The sequence below is a fragment of the Pseudomonas putida W15Oct28 genome, from assembly GCF_000708715.2.
GTDB lineage: Bacteria > Pseudomonadota > Gammaproteobacteria > Pseudomonadales > Pseudomonadaceae > Aquipseudomonas > Aquipseudomonas putida_R.
Map to the genome: position 1 here is coordinate 1 of NZ_JENB01000079.1, position 12,286 is coordinate 12,286.

Annotated in this window: 9 protein-coding genes and 1 pseudogene; 9 read left to right on the forward strand and 1 reads right to left on the reverse strand. The window is 65.3% G+C overall.

Annotated elements, in window-relative coordinates:
• The first annotated feature begins 82 nt into the window (after positions 1-82).
• The 9 genes from AK81_RS27310 to AK81_RS27350 all read left to right on the forward strand — a co-directional run bounded on the left by AK81_RS27310 (position 83) and on the right by AK81_RS27350 (position 11,416).
• A complete protein-coding gene (locus AK81_RS27310) occupies positions 83-1,234 on the forward strand; it encodes an LLM class flavin-dependent oxidoreductase (RefSeq protein WP_043204334.1) in 1,152 nt (383 codons plus the stop codon).
• Positions 1,235-1,252: 18 nt separating this feature from the next.
• On the forward strand, positions 1,253-2,317 hold the full coding sequence (locus tag AK81_RS27315; RefSeq protein ID WP_043204335.1) for an ABC transporter substrate-binding protein: 1,065 nt from the start codon (positions 1,253-1,255) through the stop codon (positions 2,315-2,317).
• Positions 2,314-3,372: an ABC transporter substrate-binding protein gene (locus tag AK81_RS27320; RefSeq protein ID WP_043204336.1), complete on the forward strand. Its 1,059-nt coding sequence runs from the start codon at positions 2,314-2,316 to the stop codon at positions 3,370-3,372. The genes AK81_RS27315 and AK81_RS27320 overlap by 4 nt, the downstream gene beginning before the upstream one ends.
• Before the next feature lie 297 nt (positions 3,373-3,669).
• The gene (locus tag AK81_RS27325; protein ID WP_043204337.1) at positions 3,670-5,913 is read left to right on the forward strand and encodes a TonB-dependent receptor; all 2,244 of its coding nucleotides are present in this window, start codon (positions 3,670-3,672) and stop codon (positions 5,911-5,913) included.
• A 140-nt stretch (positions 5,914-6,053) separates the two neighbouring features.
• Positions 6,054-8,501, forward strand: coding sequence for a TonB-dependent receptor plug domain-containing protein (locus AK81_RS27330; protein WP_043204339.1), 2,448 nt, complete (start codon positions 6,054-6,056; stop codon positions 8,499-8,501).
• 258 nt (positions 8,502-8,759) lie between these two features.
• Positions 8,760-9,512 carry an ABC transporter permease gene (locus AK81_RS27335; RefSeq protein ID WP_043204341.1) on the forward strand — a complete coding sequence of 251 codons (753 nt, stop codon included), beginning with the start codon at positions 8,760-8,762 and terminating at the stop codon, positions 9,510-9,512.
• A 10-nt stretch (positions 9,513-9,522) separates the two neighbouring features.
• Entirely contained in the window at positions 9,523-10,278 is a 756-nt protein-coding gene (locus tag AK81_RS27340; RefSeq protein ID WP_043204342.1) for an ABC transporter permease, read from the forward strand.
• An 11-nt stretch (positions 10,279-10,289) separates the two neighbouring features.
• The gene (locus AK81_RS27345; protein ID WP_043204343.1) at positions 10,290-11,075 is read left to right on the forward strand and encodes an ABC transporter ATP-binding protein; all 786 of its coding nucleotides are present in this window, start codon (positions 10,290-10,292) and stop codon (positions 11,073-11,075) included.
• A gap of 44 nt (positions 11,076-11,119) precedes the next feature.
• A complete protein-coding gene (locus AK81_RS27350; RefSeq protein WP_043204344.1) occupies positions 11,120-11,416 on the forward strand; it encodes a chorismate mutase in 297 nt (98 codons plus the stop codon).
• 57 nt (positions 11,417-11,473) lie between these two features.
• Here the strand turns inward: AK81_RS27350 and AK81_RS27355 are convergent.
• Positions 11,474-12,286 (reverse strand): annotated as a pseudogene (locus tag AK81_RS27355) (calcium-binding protein); the annotation flags it as partial.

The window sequence follows — 12,286 nt, forward strand, 5'->3', positions numbered from 1 at the left end:
GCCCCACAGGCCGTGCACCACGCATGGCACAGCCGTTGCACCAGCCTCCCCATCCGCACACCCTCCCCCTTCAGGAGCCCCCATGACCACCGAATTCTTCTGGCGCCTGCCCTTGGGCACCGACGGCCCGCAACTGTCCACCGACCGCCACAACCGCGGCAACCCCGCGCACCGCCCCGGCAACATCGCCCCCGGCCGCCTGCCCGATGGCCAGGCCGATGGCTTCACCTACATCGACTACATCGCACAGGTGGCCAAGGCTGCCGAGCTGGCCGGGTTCGAAGGCGCACTGCTGCCCACCGGCCCAGAGCCGTGGATCGCGGCCGCGGCGCTGGCCCGCGAAACCCGGCGCATCCGCTTTCTGATCGCCTTCCAGGCCACCTGGACCCTGCCCGCCTACGCCGCCCAGCAGGCAGCAATCCTGCAGAACCTCAGCGGTGGCCGGCTGGACTGGAACATCATCACCGGCGGTAACCCGGCCAGCCAACGGGCCAATGGCGACTTCCTGGAGCATGACCTGCGCTACAAGCGCACCGGCGAATTCCTCGACGTGATCCAGGGCCTGTGGACCCAGGACAAGTTTTCCTACGAAGGCGATATCTACCGCCTGGAAAACGGCAGCCTGCCGCCGGGCCTGCAACACGAACGCAAACCGGGCGTGTACTTCTCCGGCTTTTCCGATGCCGCGCTGGACGTGGCCGCGCGCCACGCCGATGTGTACCTGAACTGGGCCGAACCGATCGACAAGCTCAAGCCGCATATCGAACGGGTGCGCGAACTGGCCGACAAGCAAGGCCGCACGGTGCGTTTCGGCCTGCGTGTCGACCTGTTCGCCCGCGAGACCGAAGAGCAAGCCTGGCGCGAGCTGCGCCAGCAGTTCGAGCGCCTGGAAGGCAAGGCCAGCGCCAGCGCCAAGGGCTTCGTGACCGGCTCGGACTCTGTCGGCGGTGCTCGCCAGGCGGCCTATCACCAAGGCCTGCAGGGCTTCGACGAACTGATCCTGGCGCGCAACCTGTGGGCCGGCTTCGCCAAGGCCAAGCCCGGCCCCACCGTGGGCCTGGTGGGCAGCCATCAGAACATCGCCGAACGCCTGGCGGAATACCGCGATGCCGGTTTCAGCACCTTCATCCTCGCCGCCAACCCGCACCTGGAAGAAGCCCTGCGCATCGGCCAGGAAGTGTTGCCGCTGGTGCAGCAAGCAGCCACCACCCCCCCTTTGCAGGCCAGCGCCTGAACCCGACCGGAGCTGAACATGAGCCAACCCCTCGATACCCTGTGGTACACCCGCTGTCCGGTGCCCACCGGCCTGGGCATTGCCGTGCAGCAAGGCTGGCTGCAGGAAGACCTGGCCGGCCTCGGCACCCAGGTGCAGTCCCTGCGTGAAGCCGACCAGCAAGCGGTGCGCGAATCGCACTTCGACCACAGCCTGCTCAATTCGGTACGCCACGGCGGCAGCATCCCGGCCATCTGGGCCCGCGCCCAGGGCCGCGACACCCGCGTGATCGGCCTGTCGTGGGCCGATGAGGCGCAGTTGATCCTGACCCGGCCAGACAGCGGCATCCACACCGTGAAAGACCTCAAGGGCCGCCGCTTCGGCCTGCCCGACTGGGCCGCCGCGCAGATCGACTTCACCCGCGCCCAGGCCCTGCGCGGGCTGGAAAACGCCCTCAAGCTCGCAGGCTTGCAAGTGGGCGACGTAGACTTGGTCAACTACCGCTACGACGGCACCTTCAGCGACCGTCCGGTGCGCAACGTGGCCGGCACGCCGGTGTCCAGCACCCAGAGCGAAGGGCGCAACCTGGAGCTGGCCGGCCTGCTGCGCGGCGAGGTCGATGCAATCTTCCTCAAGGGCGCCAGCGCCGTGCAACTGGCCCACGCCTTTGCCCTGCACACGGTGATCGACACCGGCAGCCACCCCGACCCGCTGATCCGCAGCAACAACGGCACGCCACGTACCCTGGCGGTCGACAGCCACCTGCTCGCGCAGCACCCGCAGGTGGTGCGCACCCTGCTCGGTTCGGTGCTGCGCGCCGAACGCTGGGCCCACCAGCACCCCGACGAAACCCGCCGCTACCTGGCGCGGGAAACCAACAGCAGCGAGTACTGGGTACAAGTGGCTTACGGCTCCGATGCCCACCTGCGCCTGAGCACGCGCCTGGACGAACAGGCCATCGATGCCTTGCAGGACTTTGTCGAGTTCCTCAAGCGCTGGCGCTTCATCCCGGCGCGCTTCGAGGTGCGCGACTGGATCACCCGCCAACCACTGGACCAGCTGCTGGCCCCCCTCCAAATGGACAGGAAACCCGTTACCCCATGACCAAGCCCCTGGAAACGCTCTGGTACACCCACAGCCCCGTGCCCACCGGCCTCGGCATCGCCGTGCAGTCGGGGCGCCTGGCCGAGGCCTTTACGCCGTTCGGCACCAATATCCAGTCGCTGCGCGAGTCCAGCGAACGCGAGGTGCGCGAAGCCCACTACGACCACCACCTGCAGAACTCGGTGCGCCACGGCGGCAACATACCGGCGATCTGGGCCTACGCCAGCGGCGTCGAGACCCGCATGCTGGGGCTTTCGTGGAGCGATGAGGTGCAGTTGATCCTCACCACCGAAGAAAGCGGCGTACGCAGCATTCGCGACCTGAAAAACCGCCGTTTCGGCATACCCAAGTGGGCCAACGTACAGATCGACTTCACCCGCGCCCAGGCCCTGCGCGGGCTGGAAAACGCCCTGAAGCTCGAAGGCCTGGCGGTAGCCGATGTGGAACTGGTCGACTACCCCTACGGCGGCACCTACAGCGACGATGCCAAGCAGCACCTGTACGGCGCCGAAGTGAGCCTGGACACCAGCCGCTTCAGCCGCCGCAACAATGAGCTGATCGGCCTGCTGCGGGGCGACATCGACGCCATCTTCCTCAAGGGTGCGCATGCGGTGCACCTGGCCCACGAGTTCGGCCTGCGTGTGGTGGTCGACACCGGCAGCCACCCCGACCCGCTGATCCGTAGCAACAACGGCACCCCGCGCACGCTGACCGTGGACCGGCACTTGCTGGAAAACCACTTCGATGCCAGCCGCACGCTGGTCGACACGGTGCTGCGCACCGAGCAATGGGCCTGGGCCAACCCTATCGATACCCGGCGCTTTCTGGCGCGCGAGCTGAACACCAGCGAGTACTGGGTGGCGGCGGCCTATGGCGATGATGCGCACCGGCGCTTGCGTACTACCCTGGACAGCCGCTCGATCGAGGCGCTGCAGGACTTTACCGAGTTCCTGTTCAGGTGGGGGTTCATACCGCGGCGTTTCGATGTGCGGGAGTGGATTGATTTTCGCGTGCTGGAGAGTGTGATCGGTTCGACTTCTCGGTTGGCCGTTTGAGATTGTTGGGGCTGCTGCGCAGCCCTATCGCGACACGAGGCCGCTCCTACAGGGGCCCGGCTTACGCTGATCAATTGTAGGAGCGGCCTTGTGTCGCGATGGGCCGCAAAGCGGCCCCAACAATTTCAGCCACCCCACTGCTGCCCCAGCAGCACCCGCCCAGCACCCCACTGCTGCCCAGTCTGCAACACCTTTTAAAAATCAGGAAATAACCATTACAAATCAGCCACTTAACAACATGGCACAGTCCCTGCTCTAGCTCTCCCCAACAACGCTTTACATACGGGGAGATCCACCATGCACCAGCTCAATCCACTCGCCCGCCAGATCAGCCTGGCGCTGCTGCTGGCCGGCACCGGCAGCCAGGCCATCGCCGCCAACGAAGACAATAAAACCGAACCGGCCCTGGAAACCGTCACGGTCACCGCCCAGCACCGCGAGCAGACCTTGCAGGAAGTCCCGGTGGCCGTATCGGCCATCAAAGGCACCAGCATCACCGCCGATGGCGTGCGCTCGATGGGCGACATCACCACCTTCGTGCCCAACGCCTCGGCCAAGAACCCTGACGGCGACGGTCGCCCGCGGTGGTACATCCGTGGCCTGGGCACCGGTGACACCGGCGCGGCAACGGTCTTCCCGGTCGGCATCTACGCCGATGACGTCTACCTCAACGCCCCCATTGCCGGCGGCGGGCCGCTGTTCGACCTGGAGCGCATCGAAATCCTGCGTGGGCCACAAGGCACCCTGTATGGCAAGAACACCACGGCCGGTGCAGTGAACGTGATCTCGAAGAAGCCCACCTTCGACACCGACGGGTATGGCACCGTCGGCTTTGGCAGCAAGAACGAACGCATCGTCACGGGCGCCATCGGCGGCGCGCTGGTGGATGAAAAACTGGCCGGGCGAGTAGCGCTGTATTCCGAAGAGCGAGACGGCTTCCAGAACAACGACTTCGACGGCAACACCTATGGCGATGTGAACAAGAAAGCCATCCGCCTGCAGTTCCTGGCCCAGCTCAACCCCGACCTGGACGCCCTGCTCAAGGTGCACAGCCGCCAGTTCAAGGGCGACGGCAGCAACGGCTCGCTACCCGTGGGCCGCTACTACAACGTCGGCTACGAACGCCCCCATGGCCGCGACATTTCGCTGAACGTCAACGAAGACTACCGCCTGGACCACGACGGCGCCTCGCTGACGTTCAACTACTACCTGGGCGACTACACGCTGACCTCGATCAGCGCCTACGACTACATCCGCAACCGCTCCACCAGCGACGCCGACTATACCCCCTACGAGGTCAACGGCGCGTCGATCACCGACAACAGCTACCGCCAATGGTCGCAGGAGTTTCGCCTGGCCTCGCCGGAAGACCGCCCGCTGCACTGGCTGCTGGGTGCGCACTACTTCCACGAAGACCTCGACAGCTCGGCACAGCGGGTGGTCACCCCCGGGCCGACGCCCAACGGCACCGGCTCGAACCAGGTGGGCACCACAGCATTGCGCGATATGGGCTTCGACCACCGCACCGACAGCTATGCGCTGTTCGGCAACCTGACCTACGACTTCACCGATGACTTCAGCGTCACCGGCGGCCTGCGCTGGACCCAGGAGAAAAAGGACATCGACCTGGACCTGGTGCAGCTGACCCGCGCCACCGCCAACGGCCCGCTGGTCCCGTTGGGCAGCGTGGGGACCAACGGCAACCGCCAGGAAGACAAGACCTGGGAAGCCTGGACCTACGACCTGACGCCCGAGTACCGCATCAACGACAACCTGCGGGTGTTCTTCCGCTACGCCCACGGCTTCCGCTCGGGCGGCTTCAACACCGGGCTGTCGACCAGCCTGGCGCAGTTGACCACAGTCGACCCGGAAGAGCTGGATGCCTACGAGCTGGGGCTGAAGTCGGAGTGGTTCGACCGCCGCCTGACCGTCAACGCCAACCTGTTCTACTACGACTACTCCGACATCCAGGTGAACCTGCTGACGGTGAACAACGGCGTGCTCACCACCGCGCTGACCAACGGCGCCAAGGGCAAGGTCAAGGGCGCGGAGCTGGAGATCGAAGGCCAGCCAACCGAGCGCCTGCACCTGCGCGCGGCGGTGTCGTTCCTCGACACCGAATACACCGACTTCAAGAACACCAACCCCAATACCGGTGCAGTAACCGGCGACTACAGCGGCAACAGCTTCGTGCGTTCGCCACGCAACGTGGTGTCGCTGGGTGCCGACTACACCATCCCGCTGGAAGTGGGCGGCAAGCTGGTGGCCGGTGGCGATGTGAGCTTCCGTGACAAGGAGTACTTCCTGGCCGACCGCCAGAGCAGCGCCGACGAAACCCTCAGCCAGCCCCACTACACCTTGGCCAACGCCCGCCTGAGCTGGTTCAGCCACGACGATAAGCTGAGCGTGACCGGTTTCGTCAACAACCTCACCGACCGCCGCTACCAGGTGCACGGCCGGCCCAACGGCACCGCCGGGCAGTACGTGATCACCTACGGCGACCCACGCACCGTCGGGCTCAGCGTTACCAGCCGGTTCTAGGTTGCCCTTTCGGGCCTCATCGCCGGCAAGCCAGCTCCCACAGGTACAGCACAGGGCCTGAAACTTGTGGGGACCTGTGGGAGCTGGCTTGCCGGCGATGAGGCCAGTACTGCCAATACATCATTCAGCAGGAACACCCCATGCCCCACCACACCCCCTTGGCCAGCGCCATCGCCTTGGCCATCGCCGGCCTCGCCGTGCCCGCCTTCGCCAGCGAACCCAACGACCGCCTCGACACCGTGGTCGTGGTCGGTACCCACCGCAGCGACGTCACCGCCCAGCAAAGCGCCGCCCCGGTCGATGTGCTGAGCGGCGAAAAGCTCCAGGAAACCGGCGCCAGCGACCTGTCCGCGGCACTCACCGCGCTGTCGCCCTCGTTCAGCTTCCCGCAGTCGCCCCAGGGCGCCTTTGCCGGCTCGATTGCCCAAGGCGCCTCGCTGCGCGGCCTGGCCTCGGACCAGGTGCTGGTGCTGGTCAACGGCAAGCGCCGCCACACCAGCGCCAACGTCACCCGTCAGGGCCTGGTCAACGCCCGTGGCGCGGCAGCCGTGGACCTCAGCCTGATCCCGCTGTCGGCCATCGAACGGGTGGAAATCCTGCGCGACGGCGCGGCCGCCCAGTACGGCTCGGACGCCATCGCCGGGGTGATCAACATCGTGCTCAAGGAGCGTGACGAAGGCGGTAATGCCGGCTACCGCTTCGGCGGCTACAAGAAAGGCGATGGCCTGCAACGCAAGCTCAGCGGCTGGAAGGGTTTTGCCCTGCCCAACGACGGCTTCCTGACCCTGGCCTTCGACGCAGGCTCCCAGGACCCGGCCAGCGACACCCGCGACGACAACCGCATCTTCTACCCCGGTTCCACCAGCATCGACACCGCGCGCGAGCAGAACAACCGCTACCGCAACTGGCGCTGGGGTTCGGGCAATGTTTCGGACCAGTACAACTTCACCGCCAACGCCGAAATGGGTTTGAGCGAGGGGTTGAGCGCCTACGGTTTTGCCACCTATGCGCACAAGAATACGGATGCCGAGAACTTTTTTGACCCGCCCACCACCCTGCGCAACAACTACGGCAGCGTAGCCCTGGCGCGCTACCCGGACGGCCGCCTGCCGGTCACCCGCTACGGCCTGGAAGACTTTGCCGTCACCGGTGGCCTGCGCTTCGAGGACCAGGCCCTGGGCAAATTCGACCTGGCCCTGAACTACGGCAACAACCGCGTCGACTCCACCGACCACGACGCCATCAACCCAAGCTGGGGCAGCGCCAGCCCGTCGACCATTTACACCGGCCGCCGCGAAGCCGACCAGACCAACCTGACCCTGGACTGGACCCGCGACTTCGCCAACGACTGGTTGTTCAAGCCGTTGACCGTTTCCGCCGGGCTGGCCTGGCGCCAGGAAAAATACGACCTCAGCGAGGGCGACGCCGCCGGCTGGTCCAACGGCCCCCTGTTCAACACCATCGACCCCATCAGCGGCAGGCGCATTCCTGGTTACTACTCGGGCATCACCCAGGTCGACGCCGTGTCGCTGGACCGCCGCGTGATCGGTGCCTACTTCGATGTCGAAGCCCAGCTGACCGAGAAATTCCAGGCCGGCGTGGCCGTGCGCAGCGAGCACTATTCGGACTTCGGCGACACCACCAACGGCAAGTTGTCGTTGCGCTACGACTTCACCCCGCAGATTGCAGCCCGCGCCAGCGCCAGCACCGGCTACCGTGCGCCTTCGCTGGTGCAGAGTGGGTTGTCGTCGTTCAGCGTTCAGGTGGTGGAGCAGCCGCCGGGCAGTGGCAACTGGGTCGAGGTGCAGCAGCGCACCCTGCGCGCCGACAGCCCGGAAGCGGCCCTGCTTGGCGGCAAGGCGCTGAAGCCTGAGGAGTCGACCAACTTCTCCGTTGGCCTGGTCTGGCGCCCATTGCCCAACGCCTCGGTCACACTCGACGCCTACCGTATCGACATCGACAACCGCATCACCCTGTCCGACCAGTTGCCTGCAGCGGTGGTGGGCCCGATCTTCGCCGGCACCCCCTACGCCAACATCCAGAGCGCGGCGTTCTACACCAACATTGCCGACACCCGTACCGACGGCTTCGAACTGGCCGGCCATTACCAGCTGGATGTGGGCCGCTGGGGCCGCGTGGACTTCAACGGCGGCTACGCGCGCAACAACACCCGTATAACCGGGCTGGATGATGTGGGCAGCATCCCCGGCAACCAGATCATCGGCCGCAACACCCAGGGGCTGATCGAGGATGGTACGCCCGAGGACAAGCTGACCCTCAGTGCCAACTGGCTGTACGACGGCTGGAGCGTCACCGTGGCCCAGCGCCGTTATGGTGAATGGAAAAACCGCAACGCCGCCAACCCGACGCTGGACCAGACCTTCAGCCCGCAGTGGGTGACCGACCTGGACGTGTCGTACCGCTTCGACCTGGGCCTGACGTTGTCGGCGGGCGCGATCAACCTGTTCGACAGCCACCCGGACAAAGCGGAGGGTGCGCAGCTGTACGGCGTGCCCAAGTACTCCATCACCAGCCCGGAAGGCGCGCAGGGGGCGTTCTACTACACCAGCGTGAGCTACGACTTCTAAGCTGAAACCGGGTTGCCTTCTTCGCGGGCTTGCCCGCTCCCACAGGTACTGCACAGGTTTGCAGACAGGTGCCATCCTGTGGGAGCGGGCAAGCCCGCGAAGAAGCCAGCACCGATGCTGCTGACTGACTGCTGCTCTAGCAGCACCTCGCTGCTGCCCAAGCACCACCCTCGTCCTCCAACCCCGCAAACCGGGGCTTTCGCCGCCTGGCACAGCTCTTGCGATACACCTCTACACTCTGCTTTCCCAAGGCCAGCCATGCGCGTGCTCTCTCGTCTTTCCTGGTTCATCTCCCCTCTGGCCCTGCTCACACTCTGGGCCGTGGTGGCCAATGCCGGGCTGTTTCCGGCCAACCTGCTGATCCCACCGCTTGAGGTGTGGCATAGCCTTAACGACCTGCTGGCAACCGGCGAGCTTCAGGAGCACCTGGCCGGCAGCCTGTCGCGGCTGGCCCTGGGCTTCACTGGCGGCGCGCTGGCCGGCCTAGGCTTCGGCGCGGCGCTGGCCTTGTCGAAAACCGTGGAGGCCTACTGTGCCCCGCTGTTCCATACCCTGCGCCAAGTACCCAGCATCGCCTTGATCCCGATGTTCGTGCTGCTGTTTGGCGTGGACGAAACCTTCAAGGTGGTCATCGTCGCCAAGACTGCGTTTTTCCCGGTAGCACTGGCCACCTGCGAAGGGATTCGCGCAATCCCGCGCAGCCATTTCGAAGTGGCTGCGGTATACCGCTTGCGCTGGCCCACGCTGGTAGGCCGGATCGCCCTGCCCGCTGCAGTGCCGGCCATTGTCACCGGCATACGCGTGGCCCTGACCCGCGCCTGGGTGGTGCTGGTGGCGTGCGAGCTGCTGGCGGCCGACAGCGGTCTGGGGCAGATGATCGAGATGGGCCGGCAGATGCTGCGCATCGACGTAGTGATGGTCGGCGTTGTGCTGACCGGGCTGATCGGCTTCAGCCTGGATTTCACCCTGCGACGCGTGGAACGCCACCTGTCCGCCTGGCAGAGCCGTTGAGGAGGCTGTGATGAAACGACCTGATTTGCGTGGCCTGGTACTGCCGCTGTTACTGCTCGGCGCCTGGGAGTATGCCTCGCGCCAAGGGGCAGCCGGGGCCTATGCCTTCGTGCCACTGGCGCAGGTGGGCACGGCACTGGCCGAACTGCTGGGCAGTGGTGAGTTGCTGGTCAACCTGTGGGCCAGCCTGTTGCGCACCTGCAGCGGTCTGGCCATCGGCATTGTCGGCGGTGTCGGGCTGGGTGCGCTGATGGCCCTGTCGCCCCCCGCCAACCGCCTGATCGCGCCGCTGTTCCATGCCTTGCGCCAGGTGCCGATGCTGGGCTGGATCCCGCTGATCGCCTTGTGGCTGGGTAACGGCGAAGGCGCCAAGCTGCTGATCGTCAGCCTGGCAGCGTTGTACCCGATGGTGCTCAACACCTTTGAAAGCCTGCGCCAGGTCGCCGGCCAACACCGCGAAGCGGCACGGGTGCTGATGCTCAGCCGCTGGCAGCAGCTTTGGCTGATCCTGTTGCCCGCCGCACTGCCAGGCATTGCCGCCGGGGTGCTGCAAGCCTTGGCCTTCGCCTGGGTAACCTCGGTGGGCAGCGAGCTGTTCCTGTCTGCCGGGGCCGGCCTCGGCAGCCTGATGATGAACGCTGAAGCTGCGGCGCGCATGGAGATCATCGTGGTCTGCGTGCTGTGCATCGGCCTGAGTGGCTACCTGATGTCCTGGCTGTGCACCCTGCTCACCCGCCGCCTGCTGCGCTGGCGCACCAACCATTGAAAGGCCCGACCATGAACGCCATCGCCCACGCTTTACCCACCATCGCCAGCACCGGCGCGCTGACCATTCGCGGCCTGAACAAGGCATACCCGCTGAAGGGTAAACACGTGCCGGTGCTCGAAGGCATCGACCTGGACATCCGCCCTGGCGAATTCGTCAGCATCCTCGGCGCCAGCGGCTGTGGCAAGTCCACCCTGCTGCGGCTGATTGTCGGGCTCGACCAGGACTACCAGGGGCAGATCCTGCTCGACCGGCAACCCGTGCGCGGCCCGGGCCTGGAGCGCGGCATCGTGTTCCAGGACCACCGCCTGTTCCCGTGGATGACCCTGCAGCAGAACATTGCCCTGGCCTTGAAAAACCACGTGCTACCGGCTGATGAGAAGAACCGCCTGGTGGCCGAACACATCGAACTGGTGGGCCTGAGTGGTTACGAGCACGCCTACCCGCACCAGCTGTCCGGCGGCATGGCGCAGCGCGCGGCAATTGCCCGGGCACTGGTGAACAAGCCCAAGGTGCTGTTGCTGGACGAACCGCTCGGCGCGCTGGATGCCTTGACCCGGGTGCGCTTGCAGCAGGAACTGCAGCGCATCTGGGTGCAGGAGCGCTGCACGGTGATCATGGTGACCCACGACATCGAGGAAGCGCTGTACCTGGGCGATCGGGTGATCGTGATGGACGCGCACCCGGGGCGGATTCGCGAGGACTTGCGCATTGATCTGCCGCACCCACGCCAGCGGGACAGCCAGGTGTTGCAGGGGTACAAGCAGCGCTTGCTGGGGGAACTGGTGGGGCATTGAGCCCGAATGGTACTGTGCCTGGACTTCAACAAGGAGCTACACACATGGACGTACGCTGCACATCGATCGAAGACGTTCGCGCGCGCATCGACCACATCGACCAGAGCCTGGTTGCCCTGCTCGCCCAACGCGGGCAGCTGGTCGCCCAGGCGGCCGCTTTCAAGAAAACCACCGACGACGTGCGCGCACCGGCGCGGGTCGAGCAGGTGATTGCCAAGGTGCGGGGTATTGCCGGGGAAACAGGAGCTTCGCCGGAGGTGGTGGAGCGGGTTTACCGGGCGATGATTGCGGCGTTCATCGATGAAGAGTTGCAGGTGCATGCGGGGCTAGCCGGCAAGTGAGCCAGGGGCCGCGTTGCGGCCCCTGGCTTTCAAACAAACAGCTTATCCTTCAGGCCCTCAACCGACCAGGGTGAAGTCCGCTGCAGTCACTGTGGTTGCATCCGCCACTCCTACAAGGCGAATGGAGTCGGTAGCACCAATGCTGACCAGCGTATCGTCGCCAACATCGGCGATGGTGACGCTGGCGGCAAAGGTTGCCGCGGTGATGTTGAAGGCCGTGATATCCAGCAGGTCCTGGCCGCCGGTCGCGTTGCTGTCGAAGTTGATGATCAGGTCATTGCCGAAGCCAGCGGCGAACTGGAAGACATCATTGCCATCAGTGGCCATCATCGTGTCATCGCCGGCGCCGCCGTTGATCGTGTCGTCGCCAACCTCACCGTTGAGGAAGTCACTGCCGCTACCACCCGACAGCACGTCGTTGCCAGCATCACCGAACAGCGTGTCGCTGCCTGTGCCACCGTTGAGGATGTCATTGCCAAGACCGCCATCGAGGCTGTCGTTGTCGTCGCCACCGTTCAAGGTGTCATTGCCACCTCCGCCCAACAGTTGGTCGTTACCTGCTCCACCGTTGAGCAGGTCGTTGCCAGCACCTGAGGTGATGGTGTTGTCCAGCGTGTTACCGCTACCGCTGAAATTGCCCACTCCGGTATACGTCAGGTTTTCGATGTTGGCACCCAGGGTGTAGCTGGCCAGCGTGGTACGCACGCTATCCGTACCGGCCCCTGCAGCCTCGATCAGCACATCCCCAGCGTTATCCACCATGTAGGTATCATTGCCGAGACCACCCGCCAGGCGGTCGGCACCTTCACGGCCATTGAGCACATCGTTGCCAGCGCCGCCGATGATGATGTTGTCCAGCGTGTTACCCAC